The sequence below is a fragment of the Peloplasma aerotolerans genome (assembly GCF_030012175.1).
GTDB lineage: Bacteria > Bacillota_I > Bacilli_A > Acholeplasmatales > Acholeplasmataceae > Peloplasma > Peloplasma aerotolerans.
This window is the reverse complement of sequence record NZ_JASCXW010000005.1, coordinates 1-23,675: the sequence shown is the minus strand read 5'-3', so window position 1 is coordinate 23,675 and position 23,675 is coordinate 1. Positions and strand designations below refer to the sequence as shown.

The following is a 23,675-nucleotide window of genomic DNA, read 5'->3' as shown; positions in this document are numbered from 1 at the left end:
AAAGCCTTTGGTTTAGTCCGTATTTGCAGTAATAATCATATAGACATGCTCTACGATAAAAGACTGTTTTTTAAATATATTACTATTTGTATAAGGAACACCAAACTCATCCTCACCATATATAGTTGGATCAAAATATAAATCAAAATAAATAACGACCATGGAGTTATTAGCTCCACCTACAGTCATAGGTATGTTTTTTACCAGTGGATATATCATCTCACTGTTAGATGAAAAATAACTTGAATGATAAATACTAGGAGCATTTTCTTTCATATCTTCTGATTCAACCCCATCAATGATGTATGATATCTGGGTGACTTCATATAAAAATGCTGTTTGTATCTTATTAACTGCTAAATCGTAACCACTAGACTCTACACCACCAAAATCAAGTTTCAAATAAGCCTGTGATGATCCGATGTTTAAAATTTTTATTGCAAATGAAAAGCGCTCTCCAGGTGCAACACTACCATCAATTAAATGTGCTGTTGTTGGATTCGGAATATATCGATAACATAAATCATCAGTTTCTGTTAGACATACATTATCAATTAATGTTAAATTTGTACTTCCATTATGCAATTGATCTTTATACACATAAAATTCATATTCTGCTTCAACTTCAGATACTTTAGATACTAAAGCTGTGAGATTCGTATTGGTTAATGTAAACCATGCATAAACAACGACTGTAAAAACACTTAATGCTAAAAGGAAATATACAACAGAGACAAGCATTAAACGGCGTAATGTGTTTGTATTATTATTTGTCATCATTTCACCACCTTAAAACTGCTTTTTAATATTGTTTAGAAATGCTTGACACTCTTCAAAATTATTTTTACCAAATAGTTTATCTAGAAGTTTTGACAAGTCATTAATTTCAGTTTGTAAAAATGGCAAGTTCAATCCTTCAAATTTTCTAAAGATCTTACGTGCAACCATATAATCAAGTGCTTCATATTCTGAACCACCACAAGCAACATAGACTGGAACAAATGCTCTAATTTGCTTCATAATACGGTTACCAAAAGTAACTTTAAAGTTTTTAGTGATAAAGTTATCTAATTTTTCAAGATTTTCAATTGCTGGTAAACTCATTGGATGATCTTTATATGCTTGTCCAAACAACTCTTGAAGATAATCATAACTAAATGTTACTCCCTCAGTTTTTGGTGCATCAATATATTGACTCTTCGTGTTAATTTCAATCGGTGTAGCGCGGTCATAAACTTTATCAGTAATAATAAATGTTGAATCATCTTTATTTGCTGTACCAATAAACCATACGTTTTGCGGTAACAATAATTTACCGTTGATTAGATTTTTAGGGTCACCAGGTTGTGTATCAGGTACAACATCTACTAACCAAGCATCATGATCTGGCATTTCTAGTAATGACAGTAGCTCAGCAAAGTAATATTCTACACGTGCTAAGTTCATTTCATCTAAGACGATGATATTGATATCATCACGATATGTTGTCTCATAAATTGCCTTTAAAAAATCTGTTTCGTTAAATTTTTTGGTAAACTCATTTAAATAACCAATCATTTCTGCACGATCTCTCCACGAAGGCTGAACAGCAATAATACTTGCATCATGTTGGAAGAATTTTCCCATTGCGTAAGGTAATGATGTTTTACCTGTACCAGAAATACCTTCTAAAATCATTGTTTTAGATGCTGCCATACCAGAAAAGAATGCTGAAATGATCTTTCGATCATAATAAAGACCAAGTTTGTTTGCAGAAAAGTTTATAAATCTAACAACGAGTTCATTCAGTGTAATCATATCATTTTCATTCATATGAATTTGTGTAATTGTATCTTCATATTTTTTATCGACTTGAAGTAATTTCACAAATCTTGAAGTTGCTATTTCCTCTTCTGTTAACTCAATATCTTCATCATCACCATTTGGATTAATGCCTAAATTAGATACCTTTAAAGCTAATATCTTGTTTTTCTCATCGATGAGTTCCATCGTTTTTTGATTCAAGAAAGCTATTTCAGCTACCAATTCATCTTTTTCTATTTCTTCTTTTCTAAACTTAATATATTTCTTAAGTGCTTGTGCAACTTTCATTGTCAAAAAGACAATAAAGACAATGTTAATTGCAAACACGATTAAAGTCATTACCCAATCGAGTAATGTAAAGTGGATACTTGATATGATGAAGTTGCTAAACATTTGACCAATATCATTAACGAAGAATCCTACGAAGACTTCGAATAAACCTCTAAAAAATGCACCAACATTCTCAAAAAATTCTCTAATGAAGTTGATATAATAACGTCCAAATTCGACCATATATCCTCCAATAAATCGTGTTTGCTATCTACTTGTTTTTAAGTTCTTGTTCATTTCTATCTCTGCTAAGACTTGCTTACGGATTTTCTCGTACTCTGTTTCTAAGCTCTCTTGAGTTTGTTTAACTTCTTTTTTAAATTTCTCTTCAAGCTTAACTCTATTCATATTCAATAAATTTCTTGCTAAGAATATACCTTCGACAATTAACAATACTGCGACTGGTAAGATCACAAATAATGCGAATCCTCCAGGTGATTGTAAATAATCTAATGTAGTTCCTAATGAACTTACTGATGATTGGTGAACCGCTATAGCTTCTGATATATGAATGGGCTTATCTATACCTGATGTATTATCACCTTTAGTGTATAAAAACTTTTCTCCATCAAGTTCTAAAACTTCAACAATTCTATGCGTGTTAAAAGCTTTAATAGATATATCATAATAAGTAATAACATCGCCGACTTGAAGGTTTTGACGATGACTATCATTTAACAGCTTAACGAATACCATATCACCTTGGCTAAATGAATCTTTTTCATTGCCAGCCATCGAATCAGATTGTACAGATAAGAAGCCCATGCCAAAGACATTAGCAATATCATTTTCTGTTTTGATTTTAATGTTTGCAATTGAAAAGACCATTAAAAATAGGATTAACGTGTAAAATAATACATTCATGGATACTCTCAGGACTTTGATGCCTGCTGGTTTTTTCTTTTCCATATAATACTCCTTGTTTTGATCTAATAAACTATATTAACTTCAAGATGGAGTGGATTGGTGTAAACATTTACACCAATCCTCACTAAAATGAAGTTACCTAGAAAGTTTAATTATTCTTGGTCCTCAACGTCGCCTTGGAAACTTAAAGCAACTGTAACTACTCGGTTTAAAATTGCGTTGTATGCATCTGCATCCCAACCTTCTAGCCAAATACGTAATGTAACTTTTCCATAATACTCATTTCCAGCTGTTAATGCTTGACCACTTTCCATATCTAGAACTTTTTCTGCTCCAATTTCTGTTAATGTAGCTAAAGTTGCTACTGCATCAATTCCAGCAGGAAGTTCATTATTTTTTCTATAGAAATAGTTCATCGCACCATTAGCACCATAATATATACCTGATTCAGGCTCACCAATTTCATCACCGCGTAAGTCTCCACCAGTGCCTAAATAAACATTTGTTGTGCTTCCAGCTTTTTCATAACCAACAACGTGATTTGGATCTTCATTAACTGTACCTTGAATAGCTATTCTCATTGCACTTGCTGCATCGACTGAAATAGATTGTCCTGATTGAACAGCATCACCTTGTGCTGAAGTAAACGCAACATCTGCAATCCACGGTGTTAAACCAGACGTTAAAGAAACACTTGTCCAATTAATACCAGTTGCATTATTAGATCTAAAATGCAATGGGATTTCTAAAAATCCACTATAAACACGTGATAATGATCCACTACCTAAAGTCCAGAACTCTATTCCATCTGAAGTAGTAACATGATCAAATCTAAATGTACCTAATTCTCCTATATATGCCATAATATCTTCTGTTGTTAAAGTAGTCACCCAGTTTAACGTCGATGGGTTTACACCATCACCGAGATCACCTAATGCAATTTCAATACCGGCATCTGCTAGTACTTGTGCCTCAAACGGTTGAACTGATGCAATATTGGTTATTGTAAACCACGCAAATGTCGTTGTTCCAAGTGCTACGACTGTTAAAACGACTGATAATACTGATAATAATAATTTTCTAGTAACTTTACTCATTTTCTTTCTCCTTATTTTTTCTTTTTATTTTTTTTATCAATTAACGATTGTTAAATTGAAACCTATTCATTTATAGCTCTTCTAGCTATCTTAAATTGCAGTTGTATTTTGATGCGGTCATTGATAATTGCATCGAATGCGTCTGCGTCCCATCCTTCAATCCATACATTAATTCTGATTTTGCCTTGATAAATTGTTCTACCTTGTGCATCGACTTGATTGGTTTCCTGCAAGGTAGCAATCAAACTCTCATTATCTAGTGCTTGATACGGATTGATTGGATCAAGTGTTGATAATCGATATGATGTATTAGGTAGGGTTTCGGGTAATTCCAGAGTAACCCTTGTTCTTTCTTTGAAGAAGCTATAAGCTCCGTAGGGTTTTCCATATCCTCTGCCTTCATTTTCTGAAGGATCAAATATAAATCTTTTGAGTTGCTCATCGGTTCTATTGTCAAGTTCATTGGATTCATCATGTAGTTCAACTGAACCGATTCTGATTGCTTCACTTGCAAAATATTGTCTTGTTTCTCCTCTAAAGATCATATCTGTTATTTCAGGACCATATTGGAAATCATGACTACTCATCCAAGTTATGCCTCTTGATACTACATAAGTACCGTCTTTTATTGAGTCATATTCCATTTCATGACTGACATTGTTGATGAGATAAACGTTAAGTTCAGTTCTTGTTGTTCTAAACCACAACTCAAATGATAAATAATGTTGATTTGGAGTTGCTCGTCCACCGAGTGTTAGTCCACCTCGCGTGAAATCTATACCATCTGTTGTTGTAACATCTCTTAGAACAATGTTTTCAAAGAGATCATTGAGTTCTTGAATGGTTAAGTTGTTTGCGAAGTTTTCACCATCGAGTGATATTTCAAGTTCATTTCCTGCTGTAGCTGTAATCGACATACCTTCAATGTTGTTAATGGTTGACATGGATATCCAAGCATATGTTACAGTTCCAAAGATTAATAAGATGAAGATCAGTGATAAGATTGATAAATTGATTTTTCTAAAATGAGCTATCTTCACATTTTATGGATTCTCAATTGAGAAGTTCATTTGTAACTTGACCATACCACCTAAAATGTCATCTGTCGTATCAGGGTCTGTTCCCTCAATCCACATCAGCACACTGTATTTTCTTAATTGGCCTGGTCTGAAATTCTCAATTTTCTTTCTAGTAACAATTGTGTCTGATAGAAAGTGTTTTGTTTCTTGTAGTTCGAGTGGGTAACTGATCAATACACCACCAACTTTCTTATCAGGCTTTTGATAAATTGTTTCTTCACCTTCTTCAATAACAAGAACTCGAATTGCTTCATCCATATTTTTATAAACTTCTGTAATACGGATGTGATAGATGACGTTGACTGTCTCTAATCCATTGTTTTGTAAATAGAATGTGTACGCGACATAATCATAATCTGGGTCTGTATAGTTTCCGGTTGTTGATAATACTTCTTCAATCTTTAACCAGGAGTATGTCATGTCTCTTGCTTCTGTGACAGGTCTTGTCATCAATCTAGCTTGTGGATCATCGAAGTCATCATTTTGTGATAAGACAATCCCTCGCTTATATGCATCATAGTCAACTGTCATGATGAAATTTCCAGCTTGTGTTCCATAAAAGGTAATTAAAACAAAGATGATAGACAAGATTCCACTACTAATAAACATCAGTGTGTGAATCCTCTTACGCTGCATCGATTTCTTAACTTGTAGCACTCTGGACAGCTTCATTTAAGATCACTTCTTTCCTTTTACATGGTCGATTATATCACCCTGTCAATCAAAATAAAATTAAGTTCCAGTTAAGTTTTTATTAACTTTCTTTCACTTTTCTTACTTTTCCTTAAAAATCGATTATTAAGTTAATTTATACTATTTTTTGCACATATTTTAATTGATTATACGACTATTATTCTTAATTTTACATCTTACACGTATATGAAATCTTTTGATTTCATACAACATTTTCATTCGTTTTCATGGTATAAAAAAAACAACCTACCTAAAGTAAGTTGTTCCTTAATTGATTTTATTTGCTAAAATAATATTGTTTATTTTAGAAGTTCATTCCTTTGATCAGGTGAGTCTACGCCATGTCTACTGACATCTTTCCAACTCTCTGTTCCGATATATCCCCTTAGTGCTTCTGCTGATAATGGTTTCGTGTAATAAAAGCCTTGCATAATATTAATGTCATATGTCTTAGCTTCTTCTAGCATTTCTAAAGATTCTATCGCTTCACATATAACTTCGTAGTTATTCTTCTTAGCAAACTCTACTAGTAATGATGCAAACTTAGCTTTCATATAAGATTCTTCTTCTTTTAAAAACTCATTATCAAGTTTTAAGATATCAATATCTAATACTTTAACTTTTGAAAGTGTTGCATAGTCTAGTCCAAAACCATCGATTGCAATCTTAAATCCCATTTTCTTTAATGTCTCAATGTTTTTATGGATTTGTAGTGGGCGATCGAACACTGCAAACTCAATGATTTCTAATATAATATGTTCAGCGTTCATTCTATACTTTTTCAATACTTTTTGAAATTCATTTGGCAATGTCTCATTCATTAATTGCTTAGGACTCAAGTTAATACTGAACTTGATATCTTTTTTAGGAAACTCTTGTTTCAACTCTTGATATGTCTTAATGCAAGTTTCTAATCCCCATAGACCAATCCAGTTAATATCACCTGATTGTTCCATAATCCCTAAAAACTTAAAAGGTGATAATAAACCGTGTTCAGGGTGATTCCAACGAATAAGTGCTTCAACACCGTAAATATCGTTATTTTTCAAATCAATCATTGGATGATAATACAGTTGGAATTCTTTGTGCTGGATCGCATGTTTAATTTGATAGTAATACTCAACATGTTCTCCACCTTCATTATCCATTTCATCAGAATAGACTCTAATATTGTTACCACCATTTTTTTTAATAATATAGGTTGCTAGTTTCAATGAAGTTATTAAGTCTTTTAACGTTCCACCATGAATTGGATAAAAGGCAATCGCTATCGATGCTGTCGCATTGATTGCTGTATCACCAAAGAGTTTAATTGGTCTTGCAATTGCTGCTTTAAGCTTGTTAGCGATATCAACAGCTTCAGTACGGTCATAATCCATCGATAAGAAAATCAGAAACTCATCATTTTGAAGTCTTGCAATTTTTACACCTTTTGGTATTGCATACTCCATATTCTTAACAATCTTTTCTAATATCTTTTCACTTTCATTTTGACCAAATGCATTAATGAAATCAGAAAACTTATCTAAATCCAAATAAACCAAACTAAATTGACCATCTTTTCCAGATCTAGCAATATGAGTTGTAATAATTGAAGAAATTTCTGCTTTTGTCAAAACACCTTCAATTGTCATAGCTTTTTCTTCAATAATTCGTTGTCTTTCTTTAAAATAAGAACGTGCAAGCCAATAAATGCCACCTAGCATGATGAGCATAGATAAGATGGATAATATGATAGTTGCTTGATCAGTGATTTGATAAATTGTGAACCATGTCATCGCTTAATCTCCTTTTTTTGCACTTCTACTTTTTTAGTCTTATTTATATTATAATCCTCAATTAACTTAATTGCTTCTGATTTGACAACAGCTGGTGAAATTAAGTAACCTTGAATAATGTTACATCCACTCTTGTACACCAATTGATTTTGACGATCGTTTTCGATACCTTCAGCAATAACTTCAAGTCCAACGTTTTTCGCTAAAGATGAAATCATTTGAACAATTGCTCTTGAATAGGCATCTGATTCAAGATTAATAATAAACGCTCTATCAATTTTTAAAGTATTAATTGGTAAATCTTTTAGGTATTGAAGTGATGAATAGCCAGTACCAAAGTCATCAAGATGAATATTAAATCCATATTTTTTTAATAGCTTCAATTTATTAATAATCAATTCAAATGAACCAATTAAAAATGTTTCGGTAATCTCTAAGCTTACAGCACCTTTTTTTAAATCGTATTGTTCATAAATGGTACATACTTCATTAACAAACCCTGCTTGTAACAACTGAACAGGTGAGATGTTCATAGAAATATGAATATCGTATCTTTCTAATTCTTTAGCAATTAAAAATGTTTCATGAAGTGCAATACGACCAATGTCAATAATCATATTGTTTCTTTCAGCCATTTCAATAAACTTAAGTGGTGATTCAGATGCATATTTAGGATTGTTCCATCTAATTAAAGCTTCAAAACCTGTAATCTTTTCCTTTTGATTATCATATTGAGGTTGAAGTGCCATATAAAACTCATTATTTTTAATTGCATATGCCAAGTCTTGTTCCATGCGCTGCTCTCTTGATGCTACCATACTTAAACTAACGTCATAGATAAAGTATTTTTGTTGTGTAGACTCTTTTGCATGGTTTAGTGCTAACTGCATATTCTCATAAACAATTTCACTATTCATGATTTCATATTTTGCTACTTCAATATTGAAAATACCCATTTTAACATCGATGTTAATAAAGTTCTTGTCAATGGTTATCGGTTTTTCAAAAGTGGTAATCAATTTTTGTGCCCACCTTGTTACCCAATTATAGTTTTCAATATCTTTAAAGAATACGACAAAACTATCAGCGACGATATTGTAAAGGGTTGCGGGGTATCCTTCTAGTGATTCATCTATTAATTCTGAAACAATGACTAAGAAGCGATCCCCACTTTTTTCTCCTAGAAGTAAATTAATCTTAGAAAAAGAGACAATATCTAAAGCTAACAATGAATTTTTCTTTTCAAGGAGTTCTACATTATCAAAAAATGATTGCAAATCTTGTTTTAAACTATTATAGTTCGGTAAATGAGTTACTTTGTTAAACAATGCCATATGACGGTATTCATCAAATTTACCTTCAATAGATGTAATATCATCACCAATTAAAATATATCCACCTGTCGTCTTCAGTGGAATAAAACGCACATAGACCAGTTTGTGAAATCCAAGTTCAAATATTGCAGTAAAGGCACGTTGTCTTTTTAATACGTCCTCAATTAAATCAAGGTCTGAATCTTGTCTTGTATCAAAATCAGTTACATAATCATAGATATCATAATCTCCAAGTAGTTTTTTAAAACTATGATTGTATGACTTAATCTTGCCTTTATGAGAGACTCTAACGATATATGGTTTCGCATAATAATGTGCTAACCTTGCATTTTCAATATCATTAACTTTTTGTTCAAGGATTTTAAAGAGCAAAACAAGTGCCCCTGCAAACAAAATAAATATAACAAAGAATAATGCCCATAAAATGTTTGTTAAATATCCCAATGATGTAATCACAACATTCTCATTAAATGTTTGAATTAGGTAATAGTTCTTTGTTGATAGCTCTGTATTTAATGGACTATAAACAATAAAAGAGTTAACACCTAAAAATTTATGTTGGCTCGCACCACTAGTGCCACTCATCAGTTTACTCTTTATAACATCAATTGAGCTTTCACTAACACCTTCAGCTCTTAAGTAGTCATAGAAATAATTAAATGATCCGTTTAAAAAACTACGGTATGCAACTACATTATCAGCACTAACAATCAAGTAATGATCATGCATATCTGATAAATCTAGAATAGAGTCAAGGTATATTTGCGCATCAAAATATGCAACATATTCATCAACCATAAAAAATATGTAGACGGTTTGATTAGCATCGCCAAAAGCTTCAGCAAACGAATAGATTGCAATGTTTTGCTCAAAGTCTTCATTATCAAAAGCAGATAGATAAGTAAAAGTTTCTTCTAATAAACTTAAAGTTCTTTGATCAAGGGTTCCAAATCCTTCAAAGTTTTGGCCATTAACTGAAATCATTTCGATATTTGCATTTAACTCATCAATCGGATTTAATGATAAGTTTTCATAATATAAAATTAACTCATTAAACTGTTGATAGTCGAAATCAAATTGAGCGTTGATTCTATTTGTTATAATTTGATTTTGATCAATCAAGTTTTGTTTTGCTTGATTTAAAATAAAGTTTTCAGAAATTCGGGTATACGAAAAAACAACAACTACCATAAGCAGTACGTAGGATAAGATAAAAGCAATTGCAAGTTTCCACGTGTAGCGTTTCATTCATGTCCTTCTTTCTTTTGTATAATATTATTTTAGTGTATATCGAATATAAATTCAACCTTTCACAAGTGAACAGTTAAATTAAAGAGGTTATAATAATCGTCTAATCTCATTTTATTAAAAATGATTATAAACTATTGTGCTTTGAAAACATTATACCTTATAAAGAAAAAATGGGTAGCATCTCGTCCCCATTTTTATTAATATTCGTATATTTTATACGGTTTTTAGTATACTTTCAAATATATTGATGAACTGATCAAGTTCTTTTTTATGAATGTTTAATGGCGGTAGTAACCGAATTACCGTTTGATGAGTTACATTTAGTAAAACACCTAACTCATATGCCTTAACCTGTATATCTAATGCCTTTTGTCCAACCTCAACCCCTATCATTAATCCTTTTCCACGAATCTCTGTGATGACCGGATATTTGCTTTTCAAGTTTTCTAGTTGTTGAAACAAGTACTCTGATTTATCTTGTACTGCTAAAATCATTTTTGAATTTGATAGTTCCTGCATGACGACAAGGCCAGTTGCACATGATAATGGGTTTCCCCCAAATGTGGTTCCATGATCTCCTGGTTTTAAAATATCTTCATAGAGTCTACTAACAAGCATGGCACCTAATGGAAGACCTCCACCTAAGGATTTCGCTAATGTTAAAATATCTGGGACTAAATTCGTATGTTCATATGCAAATAGTTTTCCTGTTCTAAGTAAGCCAGTCTGAACTTCATCAGCAACAATTAAAAATTGATGTTTTTTTGCATATATATTAATCGCGTTAATAAAATCTGAATCCAAGGGTTGAACACCACTTTCACCTTGAATCATTTCAATAAAAATCGCACATACATCATCTGAAACTACAGTTTCTAATGCTTTAACATCATTTCTTTGGATATGAATAATATCTGGAATTAAAGGCTTAAATGCTTCTTGATAATGAGGTTGTCCTGTTAAGGATAGTCCACCATATGTTCTGCCATGAAACGCTTCATGAAGGGCAATAATCTTTGTTTTTTTAGAATCAATTGTTTTGCCATATTTTCTAACAAGTTTAAGTGCAGCTTCGTTTGCTTCTGTTCCAGAATTTGTGAAAAAAACTTTTGATGCGAAACTATGTTCAACAAGTTTTTTCGCAAGTGCAACGGATGTTTTTGATGTATAATAATTCGATAAATGTAAGTAATTCTTTGACTGCTTTTTAATTGCTTTTATAATTTTCGGATGATGATGTCCTAAACTTGATACAGCAATACCAGCGAACATATCTAAATATTTCTTATTGTTGATGTCATATAAATAAGACCCTCGACCTTTTTTGATTTCGATAGGTAGTCTTTTATAGGTATTTAATATATATTTTTGGTCTAAATTAAAATCATTCATAAGTTCACTTTCTTAAATCATCAAGTATTTTTGTTTTGTCACTCGTTTTTTCATCTTTCATTTTAATCACACGAGCAGGTGATCCTGCTACAACCGATAATTCAGGGACGTCTTGTGTAACAATCGCTCCAGCAGCAACTACTGCTCCTTTACCGATTCTTACACCTTCTAAAATAACAGCATTAGCTCCAACTAAGACGTCATCTTCTATGACGACTGGATCTTTTGATGGCGGTTCTAAAACACCAGCAACGACTGCACCAGCACCAATATGACACCGTTGTCCAATAATAGCCCGTGCACCGATAACGCAATTCATATCAATCATTGTTTTTTCACCGATAACCGCACCAATATTAATGACTGCACCCATCATGATAACTGCATCTTGATTGATGACAGCATGCTCTCTAATGAATGATCCTGGTTCAATACGTGCTGGTATTTTCGTAATATCTAGTAATGGAATTGCAGAATTTCTTCGATCGTATTCTATAACGTAATCAGTTATATAATTTTTATAGTTTTCTAATATAAGCTCAATATCTTTGATTTCACCAAAAACTGTTTGATGATTTTGATCACCAAAAGCTTTGACTTGGCTAAAGTCAATTTGATTCATATCACCTTTTAAATGTAGTTTAATTGGTGTTTTTTTAGTAGCTTCTTTAATGTATCTAGCAATTTCATATGCATCTAGTAAAAATTCACTCATGACTATTCTCCTTTGTTAAGTCTTCCATTGTATAATAACCAGGTTTCCTGTTGATTAAATATTTTGCAGCCTTAATGGCACCATATGCGAAAATTGACTTTGATTGTGCGGTATGTTTAATTTCAATAATTTCATCATTTCCTGCAAACATAACCGTATGTTCACCAACAATGGACCCACTCCGAATGGAATGAATAGCAAGATCAGTAGAATGAGCTTGTTTATGTTCGTTAATAACATTTTTCGGACTTTTTAAAGCTTCATTGATGGTTCTAGCTAGATGAATTGCTGTTCCACTAGGAGCATCAATTTTATGGTGATGATGTTTTTCAATGATTTCAATATCAAAATCATGCTCAATCCATTTTGATATATGTTTCAAAGCTTGAGTCACAATTTCAATACCAAACGAAAAATTTGAGCTCATAAAGATAGGAATATCTTTTTGTGCGTCTTCAATAAGTTCTTGTTCGTGGGTCGAATAACCCGTGGTAGCGATAACTAAAGCAGTTTTATTTTTTTTAGCATAAGATAAGATATGTGTAATCAAACTAGGATGAGAAAAATCAATAACAACATCAACTTTTGGATACTCTGATAGTAACTGATGATTTTCATCATTAATATCATATCCTAGTACCTCACTAAAAAATGAATCTTGTATTAACAATTGCTTAATTAAACTTCCCATTTTTCCTAATGAACCAATCACTAAAGCTTTCATTTGGAATCACCTAATAACTTATATTTATCTAAAATATCTTTAAGTTTTATTAAATTTTCTGACTCTAGTTCAACTAAGGGTAATCGAACAGATCCAACATTAAATCCCATCAAATTGAGTGCATTTTTAACAGGTACTGGATTACTTTCAATAAACATCATTTGATGTAATTCTCTTGTTTTTAGAAATGATTCTATGACGCCTTGATCACCATTTAAGTATCTGATAACTTGATCATGAATTAATCTGGGAGTTATATTAGCGGTTACAGAAATAACACCTTTTCCTCCTAAAGAAAGAATAGGTAAAGTCTGGTCATCGTTACCCGAATAAACAATAAAATCTTTGGGACATAATTCAATAACTTTTGCGATTTGACTAATATCTGCAGAAGCCTCTTTTATTGCTAATATTTGCTTTATTTTTGAAAGTTCTAAGACTGTCTCTGGGAGTAAATTAATACTTGTTCTTGATGGAACATTGTATAAAATAATCGGAATATTAACATGGTCTGAAATGGCTTTAAAATGCGCATATAAACCTTTTTGAGTTGGTTTATTATAGTATGGTGTTATCAATAAAAGTCCATCTGCACCAACAGATTCTGCATATTGAGATAGTTCAATACTTGCTTGGGTATTGTTACTGCCTGTTCCTGCAATAATTTGCACTCTTTTCTGTGCAACTTCTACTGCAAATTTTACAATCTCCTTTTTCTCTTCAAGTGATAAAGTTGCTGACTCTCCAGTTGTTCCGTAAACAATAATTGCATCCGTTTTTTCCTTAATGTGCCACTCAATAAGTTGTCTAAAAACTTCATAATTTACACCATTTTTATTAAACGGTGTAATGATTGCAACGCCTGATCCTGTAAATAGTTTCATACTAAATCCTCCTTGATTAAATATTCAGCAATTTGAACTGCATTGGTTGCTGCACCTTTTCTGATATTATCAGCCACCACCCATAATATAACACCATGATCTACACTTAAGTCTTTTCTTAATCGGCCTACATGAACCAAATCATTTCCAACAACATCTTTTGGAGTAGGATATGTATTGTGTTCATAGAACACAATATCATTATTTTCCTTATAAGCATGTCTTAATTGATTTAAATCAATTGCCTTTTCACATTCAACATGAACAGAAATACTATGACCAATGGTTACTGGGATACGAACACATGTCGCTGAAATCTTGATTTTCTTATTTAAGATTTTCATCGTTTCATCAATCATTTTTTGTTCTTCTTTAGTATACCCTGTTTCTAAAAAATCATCAATGTGAGGAAAACAGTTGTCATATATTGATTTATCATAAAATAGATTTTCCTCGTTATTGTATCCTCTTTTAAGATCAGCAATACCTTGATATCCTGAGCCTGATACTGCTTGATATGTACTATAAGTAATGCGTGTGATATTAAATAAGTCATCGATAATCTTTAATGGTACAACCGCTTGAATGGTTGAACAATTTGGATTCGCAATGATTTTATCATTTTTAGTTAATACACTTGCATTCACTTCTGGCACAACCAAAGAAATACCTGGTTTCATCCTCCATGCGCTTGAATTATCAATCACAATAATATTCTGGTCAGCTGCAATTTGCGCATACTCTAAACTTATATCGCTACCTGCTGAAAATAATGCAAAATCAAAACCACGATCAAAAGATGACTTTGTTAACGTTTCTATTAAGTATATTTTCCCATCAAAAGCAATTTCTCTACCATGAGAATTTGCTGATGCAAAAAATGAAATAGATTCTATTGGAAATTGCCTTTCTTTCAACACTTCAATAAATGTTTGACCAACCATACCGGTTGCTCCAACAATTGCAACTCTATATTTTCTCATTTGAAACCTCATAATCTCCTGTAGCAATTCTAACTGCTGGTCCCTCTAGGAAAACTTGCTTTTGCACATATACTTTTAATTTGCCACCTGGAACAATGATATTAACATCTTGTTTTGTTTTTTTTAATTGATAGGAAACAACTGCACTAGCACTTACACCAGTGCCACATGATAATGTCCAACCTGCACCCCGCTCATATGTTGTTACTTTAAGTATATTTTGATCAACAATTTCAACAAAATTAATGTTACTTAAATTAGGAAACAACGGAATTGATGATAGATAAGGACCTATTTGATTGATATCAATTGAGTCATTCACAAAAACGATTGTATGTAACGTTCCTAGGTTGACAACATAAAATCTAATGATTTGCCCTTCATAAGCAATTGATTGTTCTTCTAGTGACTTGATAGGTGGATTTACATCTGGTGTGTCTAGATCAAATTTCGGTTGTCCTAGACCTATTTTAATATGTTTGGTCTCTGTGTTGTAACATACAGATACTAAACCTGCTAATGTTTCTACCATAAACTCGTTTTTAGCAATTAAATCGTTATCCTTTAAATATTTAACAAAACATCTCATGCCATTACCACACATAGGTGCAATCGAACCATCACTGTTATAGTAGTTAAATTTGATATCAGCGATTTGAGATGGACTTGCATAAATCAAACCATCAGCACCAATACCAAAATGACGATCACAAATGCTCTTTGCTAACTGATTTGGGTTATTAGGTATTTCATGAATCAAAATGAAATCATTGCCTGTTCCATGATACTTTTGAAATTCCATGGTTTCCTCCTATAATCCGAATTTTTCGGAGATTGCTAATACTGCCTTTTTCATTAACTTTTTATCAATCGTATATGAAATACTGATTTCTGATGTCGTAACTAACATAAAATCAATGTTATGATCTGCAAATAATTTAAACATATCAGCAGCAACACCTGATTGTGTTCTCATACCTGAACCAACAACAGACAATTTAACAACATTTATATTTTTAACAGTTTCAATATCATGATACTTTTTGCCCATTAAACCTAAAACCTCATTAATCGCATCTAAATCGTCAGCTGATGCAGTAAATGATAAGTTGATATACCCATTTTCTGTAGGTGTCTGGCTAATCATATCGACATTAACTTCATTATCAGCTAATAGAATAAATAACGCTGCAATATCACTCGAATGATTCGGAAAGTTTTTAATGGTCACCATCATCACTTTCTCGCTTATTGATAAACCTGTTATACTTTTTTCTTCCACTTTCTTATACTCCTTTATGTATGTTCCACCGTTTTCGGTTAGTGATGATGAAACATAGATAACAACTCCATATTTCTGTCCAATCTCTATCGATCTTGGTTCCATCACTTTAGCACCTAAAAACGCCATTTCTTTCATTTCTTCATAACTAATAACATCCAGTTTTTTTGCATATGGATATAACCTGGGATCAACACCATAAATACCTTCAACATCTGTATATATTTCTGCAGGGCACTTAAGTTTCGCAGCGATTGCAACAGCAGTCGTATCAGATCCACCACGACCTAGTGTTGTAATATCTCCATCTTCATTAAACCCTTGAAATCCAGCAACAACAACAACTTTTCCTGAATCAAGATGTTTCTCTATTTTTGAGGTATCTATATCCAATATTTTATTTTTCGTATGGAGACCAGCAGTTTTGATACCTGCTTGAAATCCAGTTAACGCAATAGCAGGTTGTCCTTGTTCATTTAATATCATTGTTAATAAAGAGATTGAGACTTGTTCACCAGTTGAAATCAGCATATCCATTTCTCTTTTAGAAGGAGACTTAGATGCTTGTTTTGCAAGATCTAGTAATTGATTTGTTGTTTTTCCCATTGCGGATACAACAACAACTATTTGTTGGTACTTCTCTTTCTTTCTAATAATTTTTTGAACGATTTGTTGCATCTTTTCGATGGATTCAACAGATGAACCCCCGAACTTTAAAACGATTTTATTTTCCATTTTTATGTTTAGTCCTCTAACTTCAAGTCATTTCTAATTAAATCTTGATAAGTTTCTCTTTGAACAATCAATTTTGATTTACCATCTTTTACAAATACAACTGCAGGTCTTGTTAAACGGTTGTAGTTTGAACTCATAGAATAATGATAAGCACCTGTAGTTTTAACTGCAAGAATATCATTTGCTTCTGGTTTTGGAAGTTTTACATCTTTAATGATAATATCACCTGATTCGCATGCTTTTCCAGCAACTGTATATGATGTATTTGCTTCATCATTTAACTTGTTTGCAATAACAGCATCATATTTAGCTTGATATAAAGCAGTTCTCATATGGTCAGCCATAGATCCATCAATAAAAACATATTGCTTACCACTGGTTGTCTTTTTTGTACCACCTACGGTATACAATGTATATCCAGCTTCAGCAACAATACTTCTTCCAGGTTCTATGAACACTTTAGGAACTTTAATCCTTAATTTCTTAGAAGTTTCACCAATATGCTCTAATAGTGTAGGTAAAAAAAACTTTAGTTCAAATGGTTTATCTTCAGCTGTGTATTTTGCACCAAACCCACCACCTAAATTCATTTCTTCAACAACAATACCTGTTTTTAAATAGACATCAGATATATAAGTTAATACGGTTTGTGCATGTTCAATAAAGGATTGCTCTTCAAAAATCTGTGAGCCAATGTGACTATGGAAGCCTTTAAATATCAAAGAGTCATATTGATTGATCTCTTTGATTAAATCAAGTGTTGACTCATCATAGATGCTCAAACCAAATTTGGAATCATGATGTGTCGTACGAATATACTCATGTGTATGCGCTTCAATGCCTGGATTAACTCTTAACATCACATTGATCTTCTGATTCTTTGGTATTAAATTGATCAAAGTTAATAACTCATGTCTATGATCAACAACTATCGTTCCTACTTGATACTCTATTGCAAGTTTCAATTCCTCAAGTGATTTATTATTTCCATGAAAATAAATTTTGTGCATCGGGAAACCAGCTTGATGAGCTGTATATAATTCTCCTCCTGAAACAACGTCTAATGATAAACCTTCAGAATCAACAAGTTCACACATTGCAAGACTCAAAAAAGCCTTCGATGCATAAATCGTTTCAGTTTCTATATGGTCACTAACAAAATGTTTTTTAAACATTTGGCATTGACTTCTTATTTTTGATTCATCCATCACATAAAGTGGCGTATGATATGTTCTTACCAAATCAAAAGCACTGACTCCACCGATATATAAATGATTGTTTATTGTGTTTTTTGACATAACTTTCTCCTTAAAATAAATAAAAACCACAGCAAAAGCCTGCGGTTAATGTACAATGCTTTCGCCCTTCCACGATCTAGCGCACTCCTTTCAAGTTGGGCAACTTGTGGGAACAGTCTTATGTTTGTTCAACATAAGCCCAGCATATTTTCAATGCTTCGGCGTCACTCCCTTTCCCTAATGGTACTATTGAATCAACGCAGCCTCTAAAATCGTAGTGATTTAATTATAAAAAAAGGATAACATAAGTTTAATCAAATGTCTATGAAAATGTATCATTATTCTAATTTTATCCATTAAATATAAGATATCTAAAATGTGTGATGCTTACATACGTGATATAATAAAAATAATCAATACTAATACATATTAGGAGAACGATGATGAAATCCACACTACCAAAACATGTAGAAAACATTTTCAATGAAATCGATGCCTTAACAAAAATAGGAAAATGGTATTTTAACTTTGAAGATGACCAATTGTTATGGTCTAAAGAAAGTTACAAAATTTTTGAGTTGGATACTAAAATACCGATTACAGAAGAAAAATTTATTTCAATGATTCATCCAGAAGATTATGAAGTGGTTTTAGCAACCTGGGATGAAAGTAAGACTTTTGGAACACCTTATCATATCATGCATCGTATTATAACGAGCAAAGGTATAAAATGGGTTGCTGTCCATTCCAAAATACTTTTTAATGATGAAAAAATGGTGATTGGTGCTTATGGATCAATGCTAGACGTTACGGATCATCAAGACCACATTCATTTATTAGAAAGTCAGAAAAGTGAGTTAATACAAAGCATTGAAGAAAAAATACTAGAACTTGAACACGCAAAATCTCAAGCTGAACAATCCAATTTAGCAAAAACGAGTTTCTTGTCTAATATGAGCCATGAAATTAGAACACCAATGAACGCGATTATTGGCTTCACACATTTAATTGAGGAAAAAACAAACGATCCTGAACATTTAGAATATATTAATCGGATTAAGGATGCTTCTAACCATTTGCTAGGGATTATTAATAACATTCTAGATTTATCTAAAATTGAAGCTGGCAAAATGTTAATTGAACAAAGAGCTTTTAAATTAGATAAACTACTTGAAGAAGTCAAGTCCTTGGTTTATGAAAATGTGAAACAAAAAAATCTATTTTTTGATATCGAAAAAATCGACTGTCCCGAAGTATTTATTGGAGACGTCAATCGAATTCGTCAAATATTGATCAATGTTTTAAGTAATGCTGTTAAGTTTACGGAAACTGGCGGTATTAGCCTTGTATGTTATGTTGATGAAAAGTTAGAAGATCACCTTGTTAAAATAAGTTTTAAAGTAAAAGATACAGGCATTGGGATGACAAAAGGTCAGAAAAAACGTCTATTCGAAGAATTTGAACAGGCTGATACATCAACAACGAGAATTTATGGAGGAACAGGTTTAGGATTATCCATTAGTAAGAAGTTGGCTGAATTAATGCACGGAAAAATCGAAGTTGAGTCTGAATTAAATGAAGGTAGCGAATTTATCGTTACAATACCTTTAGAAGTTGATGAACACGAATCTACAAGAAAGCAAATTGAAAAAGATGAAGAAGTTTTACCTAAACCTAAAGTAGGTTCGAGAATATTGGTTGCTGAAGATAATTTTTTAAGTCAAAAATTAGCACATCGTATTTTAACCAATATGGGGATGATTGTAACGGTTGCTAATAACGGGAAGATTGCTGTTGATCTTTCTAAAACAAATCAGTATGATCTGATTATCTTAGATATTCAAATGCCAATTATGGATGGTCTAGAAGCTGCTAAAGAAATTAGAAAAATTGATGAAAAAACACCTATACTTGCGATGACTGCTAATGCTTTTGCTGAAGATCGAGCCCTATGTTTAAATGCAGGTATGAATGATTTTCTAGCTAAACCAATTGATCCAAAGTCCTTAAGTAAGGCATTATCAAACTGGTTACCATCAGAAGATTAAGCTAAAAAAATAAATCAATATTATAAAAAAAATAACCTTATCATAGATATGGTTTATTTTTTTCTTTTTATATTTATTTAAGTAATTTAAAATAGTTTTAATGTCTTACCGATATGTATATATAACTCAACACCTTTAATTAAAACATCTTCTTTAAAGTTGAAATAACAACTATGAAGTGGATGAACATATCCTAAGGATTCATTTCTAGTACCTAGCATAACAAACATACCCGGAACTTTTTGTTGATAGAAAGCGAAGTCTTCAGCAAACATCATGGGTTTTAAATATTGATATTGCTTTGCATCTAAACTAGATTTTAACATTTCAAATAGTTGCCCATCATTGATAACAGGTGGATAATAATCAATAATATCATTTTCAACTTTGACATCATAAGCTATCGATACGCCTTGATCGATTTCTCTCATTTTTTGCTTGATTGTATCATAATTTAACTGATTAAAACTTCTTATGGTTCCAGTTAATTTAACTTCTTGAGCAATAATATTTCTTGCTTCTCCTCCTGATATGGTTCCAATCGTTACGACAACAGGATCTAGCGGATCAATAAATCTTGAAACAATATGATGATACTGAGTCACTAGATTTGATGCTGCTAAAATCGCATCATGACCGAAATGTGGCTGTGCCCCATGAGCTGATAGACCAGTAACTTTAAGATTGAACTCGCCATTTTGAGCCATCATCGGACCATTAACAAGTCCATACAATCCTTCTTCTAGGTCGGGATATAAATGAATACCGAAAATCTTTTGAATATGGTATTTTTCGAAAACACCTTCCTCAATGATGACTTTTGCCCCTCCTGGTCCTTCTTCTGCAGGTTGAAAAATAAAGACAATCGTTTGATTGATTTCTTTGAGTTGACTAACATATTCTGCAAACCCTAAAAGCATAGCCATATGACCATCATGTCCACATGCATGCATATTTCCCACATGTCTTGATTTGAAAGAAACATTTGTTTTTTCGGTAACTGGAAGTGCATCCATATCACTTCTAAAGGCAATTGCTTCCTTAATTCTCCCTTTTTTAACTGCAATTAAACCTGTTTTAGCAACCGTTTCTGTTTGATAACCTAAACCTTTTAATTTTTCATCCACGTATTGATGTGTCTTAAAAAGGTCGAATGCTAACTCGGGGATTTGATGCAATTCTTGTCGGTATATTTTCAACTTATCTTTCGTCATAATAACCTACTTTCAAATGTCTTATTATTAATCTAATATTTTCTCATGATTGATTAATTTCTGTTTTAAATCAGTATGCTCTTTCCCTGAATACCCAGTCATTGATCCATCTTTTCCAATAACACGGTGACAAGGCACAATGATACCAATTGGATTTTTCTTGCATGCTTGCCCAACTGCACGGACAGCTTTAGGTTTTCCAATTAGGTTTGCAATATCTTGATAAGATCTTGTCTCACCATATGGAATCGTTAATAATGCTTGCCATACATCTTTTTGAAAATCTGTTCCCCGATTAAAGCCAATGGGCAGATCAAACTTTCTTAACTGATGATTAAAATATAAATTGAGTTGATTTTTAACCTCGTTGATCAACATATTTTCATCAGTTTCCATTTTTAAGTCTTGAATCATTAATTCTCGAAGTTTATCATCTTGCACAAGATAATAAATCATTCCATATTTGGATTTATATTTACCTAACATATTTAATATCTTCTTCTTTTTTTAGATTTTTTACTATGGAAAATACTATCTATAGAAACAACTAATGCTAATAAAAACTCATCGTTTTGATCATCGTCAATAGAAATCTCATATGAGTCTCCCCACGACAGAAATTTCTTCCTTACGCTTGCCACTTCGTGTTGTTGATCAAGAATTACAAAACTGTGGCTCCAATAATCACCATCAATTTGATAATTAGCTATTGAACTTTCTACAAATACTTTTGGCCTCAACAGTGTCCATTTTCTTCTTACTTTCGCTAAATGCTCACCTTCTTGATCATAAAGATAATAAGTAGGCATAAAGCTTAATAACTTTCTTTTAAATGTAAAAAGAAGTTTCTCACTTTTTGTTTCAAAAAAATTGAGTTTATGTCTCAATGAAAACATACTACTTCTACAATGATAAACTACATTTTGATTTGCATCATGCACTTTATACTTATCTCTAACAGAAAAAACCTTTTGTTTCAAATAAAAATGTTTCATTGTTCACCTCTATTTTGAATCATGATAACTCTATTATACAACACCATGAGTTTAGATAAAACATATCTGTAAAAAAATAAGTCGCCTAAGCAACTTATTAGTGATTATTCTTTTTGTTTAAATACATTTTATAGTCAATATATCTTAAGAATTGATCAACACTTTTGAATTCATCATTGAACACACCAGTTCCATAACTACACGATAATTGATAAGCTTTATCTGAATTTTCATTAAATACGGATAATGAGAAATCAATGTCTTCAGCTAATGATTTAAGTCGTTTTTCGCTATTATCATTCGTTATGATTACGAACTCATCGCCACCAAGTCTTGCTATGATTTCTCCATCATACATAATACCTTTGACTCTTTTTACAATTTCAGAAATTGCGAAATCTCCTTCTAAATGACCATAATTATCATTGATTTTCTTTAAATCATCAATGTCAAAATAAATACCACCAAATGGTTCAATTTTCCTTTGATTTAGTTTTTTATTCATATAGTAAATAAATGATTTTCTCGTCCAAGCACCAGTTAGATTGTCCAAATGTATAAGTCGTTCTTGTAAATAAATATATACAATAATCAGTGCAAATGCAGCACTACTCCACATTAAAAGGATACCATAAATCAAACCTTGTCCAATACCACCCATAATCGGTAAAAACCCAAATGCAATCAGTAAATAATACTCTGTTGTTATAATGTTTTTTCGATGTGTAATTACATGTATTATACCGAGTATCAAATAGAAATAAATAATAATGATAGAAATCATAAACCATGATCCTCTAGCATAAACATTGGTTTGACTAATGTTGAAATAAAAATCAAAGAAAGGCGATAATAAACTTAATACAAGATTTAAAGCCACTGGAATAAAAAGTAATATTTTTTGTTGTTTAGTCACTTTAACTTTAACAGAAATAAAATTACGAAGTAAAAAGTACCATAAGCAACTCAAGATTGGTGCAACTATAAAGAGAACTGCGTGAAAACCATTGTTTACGAAAATGAGCCAAGGTATATTGACACCATTCATGACAACTGTAGCTGCTTCGATGAGTAAACCAAATATAATCGCAACAACTGTATATAAATATAATCTGTTAAGTGTATCTGATCGATCAAGTCTTCTGTAAGCAATTAAAAAAACTAGACTTAACATAAAGATTGATATCAAATTAATATCGATTTTCAAAAAAACTCCCATAATATCCCCTTATA

The 23,675-nt window shown here is 32.0% G+C and carries 21 protein-coding genes and 1 riboswitch; of the genes, 1 reads left to right on the top strand and 20 read right to left on the bottom strand.

The features are described 5' to 3' along the window. Nucleotides 1-12: 12 nt before the first annotated feature. From QJ521_RS02675 to lysA, 16 genes are all read right to left on the bottom strand, one after another. Nucleotides 13-777: a hypothetical protein gene (locus tag QJ521_RS02675; protein ID WP_282838874.1), complete on the bottom strand. Its 765-nt coding sequence runs from the start codon at nucleotides 775-777 to the stop codon at nucleotides 13-15. Between the two features lie 12 nt (nucleotides 778-789). Continuing rightward, a complete protein-coding gene (locus QJ521_RS02670) occupies nucleotides 790-2,316 on the bottom strand; it encodes a hypothetical protein (protein WP_282838873.1) in 1,527 nt (508 codons plus the stop codon). Between the two features lie 24 nt (nucleotides 2,317-2,340). Then, nucleotides 2,341-3,042 carry a signal peptidase I gene (locus QJ521_RS02665; protein WP_282838872.1) on the bottom strand — a complete coding sequence of 234 codons (702 nt, stop codon included), beginning with the start codon at nucleotides 3,040-3,042 and terminating at the stop codon, nucleotides 2,341-2,343. A 110-nt stretch (nucleotides 3,043-3,152) separates the two neighbouring features. Next, nucleotides 3,153-4,097: a hypothetical protein gene (locus QJ521_RS02660; RefSeq protein WP_282838871.1), complete on the bottom strand. Its 945-nt coding sequence runs from the start codon at nucleotides 4,095-4,097 to the stop codon at nucleotides 3,153-3,155. A gap of 62 nt (nucleotides 4,098-4,159) precedes the next feature. Beyond that, the gene (locus QJ521_RS02655) at nucleotides 4,160-5,137 is read right to left on the bottom strand and encodes a hypothetical protein (protein WP_282838870.1); all 978 of its coding nucleotides are present in this window, start codon (nucleotides 5,135-5,137) and stop codon (nucleotides 4,160-4,162) included. 3 nt (nucleotides 5,138-5,140) lie between these two features. Next, entirely contained in the window at nucleotides 5,141-5,848 is a 708-nt protein-coding gene (locus tag QJ521_RS02650; protein ID WP_282838869.1) for a hypothetical protein, read from the bottom strand. A gap of 320 nt (nucleotides 5,849-6,168) precedes the next feature. Next, complete coding sequence (locus QJ521_RS02645) at nucleotides 6,169-7,647, bottom strand: bifunctional diguanylate cyclase/phosphodiesterase (RefSeq protein WP_282838868.1); 1,479 nt, start codon at nucleotides 7,645-7,647, stop codon at nucleotides 6,169-6,171. Continuing rightward, nucleotides 7,644-10,229, bottom strand: coding sequence for a putative bifunctional diguanylate cyclase/phosphodiesterase (locus QJ521_RS02640; RefSeq protein WP_282838867.1), 2,586 nt, complete (start codon nucleotides 10,227-10,229; stop codon nucleotides 7,644-7,646). The genes QJ521_RS02645 and QJ521_RS02640 overlap by 4 nt, the downstream gene beginning before the upstream one ends. A 216-nt stretch (nucleotides 10,230-10,445) precedes the next feature. Beyond that, nucleotides 10,446-11,624 carry an aspartate aminotransferase family protein gene (locus tag QJ521_RS02635; RefSeq protein WP_282838866.1) on the bottom strand — a complete coding sequence of 393 codons (1,179 nt, stop codon included), beginning with the start codon at nucleotides 11,622-11,624 and terminating at the stop codon, nucleotides 10,446-10,448. Between the two features lie 4 nt (nucleotides 11,625-11,628). Further along, nucleotides 11,629-12,339 (bottom strand): 2,3,4,5-tetrahydropyridine-2,6-dicarboxylate N-acetyltransferase, encoded by a 711-nt coding sequence (gene dapD, locus QJ521_RS02630; RefSeq protein WP_282838865.1) that lies wholly within the window; start codon nucleotides 12,337-12,339, stop codon nucleotides 11,629-11,631. Continuing rightward, nucleotides 12,332-13,063: a 4-hydroxy-tetrahydrodipicolinate reductase gene (dapB, locus tag QJ521_RS02625; RefSeq protein WP_282838864.1), complete on the bottom strand. Its 732-nt coding sequence runs from the start codon at nucleotides 13,061-13,063 to the stop codon at nucleotides 12,332-12,334. Before dapB ends, dapD begins: the two co-directional genes overlap by 8 nt. Further along, the gene (dapA, locus tag QJ521_RS02620; protein ID WP_282838863.1) at nucleotides 13,060-13,947 is read right to left on the bottom strand and encodes a 4-hydroxy-tetrahydrodipicolinate synthase; all 888 of its coding nucleotides are present in this window, start codon (nucleotides 13,945-13,947) and stop codon (nucleotides 13,060-13,062) included. Before dapA ends, dapB begins: the two co-directional genes overlap by 4 nt. Then, nucleotides 13,944-14,930 (bottom strand): aspartate-semialdehyde dehydrogenase, encoded by a 987-nt coding sequence (locus QJ521_RS02615; RefSeq protein WP_282838862.1) that lies wholly within the window; start codon nucleotides 14,928-14,930, stop codon nucleotides 13,944-13,946. Before QJ521_RS02615 ends, dapA begins: the two co-directional genes overlap by 4 nt. Then, nucleotides 14,917-15,732: a diaminopimelate epimerase gene (gene dapF / locus QJ521_RS02610; RefSeq protein ID WP_282838861.1), complete on the bottom strand. Its 816-nt coding sequence runs from the start codon at nucleotides 15,730-15,732 to the stop codon at nucleotides 14,917-14,919. The genes QJ521_RS02615 and dapF overlap by 14 nt, the downstream gene beginning before the upstream one ends. 9 nt (nucleotides 15,733-15,741) lie before the next feature. Continuing rightward, nucleotides 15,742-16,947: an aspartate kinase gene (locus tag QJ521_RS02605; RefSeq protein ID WP_282838860.1), complete on the bottom strand. Its 1,206-nt coding sequence runs from the start codon at nucleotides 16,945-16,947 to the stop codon at nucleotides 15,742-15,744. A gap of 8 nt (nucleotides 16,948-16,955) precedes the next feature. Then, nucleotides 16,956-18,245, bottom strand: coding sequence for a diaminopimelate decarboxylase (gene lysA, locus QJ521_RS02600; protein ID WP_282838859.1), 1,290 nt, complete (start codon nucleotides 18,243-18,245; stop codon nucleotides 16,956-16,958). Between the two features lie 69 nt (nucleotides 18,246-18,314). Next, nucleotides 18,315-18,462, bottom strand: a riboswitch (Lysine riboswitch). Nucleotides 18,463-18,628: 166 nt separating this feature from the next. Here lysA and QJ521_RS02595 point away from each other — a divergent pair. Further along, nucleotides 18,629-20,233 carry a PAS domain-containing hybrid sensor histidine kinase/response regulator gene (locus QJ521_RS02595; RefSeq protein ID WP_282838858.1) on the top strand — a complete coding sequence of 535 codons (1,605 nt, stop codon included), beginning with the start codon at nucleotides 18,629-18,631 and terminating at the stop codon, nucleotides 20,231-20,233. An 86-nt stretch (nucleotides 20,234-20,319) separates the two neighbouring features. Here QJ521_RS02595 and QJ521_RS02590 read toward each other — a convergent pair whose 3' ends face one another. From QJ521_RS02590 to QJ521_RS02575, 4 genes are all read right to left on the bottom strand, one after another. After that, complete coding sequence (locus QJ521_RS02590) at nucleotides 20,320-21,447, bottom strand: M20 metallopeptidase family protein (protein ID WP_282838857.1); 1,128 nt, start codon at nucleotides 21,445-21,447, stop codon at nucleotides 20,320-20,322. 27 nt (nucleotides 21,448-21,474) lie between these two features. After that, nucleotides 21,475-21,933, bottom strand: a complete 459-nt coding sequence (locus QJ521_RS02585; RefSeq protein ID WP_282838856.1) for a methylated-DNA--[protein]-cysteine S-methyltransferase — start codon at nucleotides 21,931-21,933, stop codon at nucleotides 21,475-21,477. A 2-nt stretch (nucleotides 21,934-21,935) separates the two neighbouring features. Further along, nucleotides 21,936-22,442 (bottom strand): LURP-one-related/scramblase family protein, encoded by a 507-nt coding sequence (locus QJ521_RS02580; protein ID WP_282838855.1) that lies wholly within the window; start codon nucleotides 22,440-22,442, stop codon nucleotides 21,936-21,938. A gap of 97 nt (nucleotides 22,443-22,539) precedes the next feature. After that, nucleotides 22,540-23,661: a GGDEF domain-containing protein gene (locus QJ521_RS02575; protein ID WP_282838854.1), complete on the bottom strand. Its 1,122-nt coding sequence runs from the start codon at nucleotides 23,659-23,661 to the stop codon at nucleotides 22,540-22,542. Nucleotides 23,662-23,675: the final 14 nt, after the last annotated feature.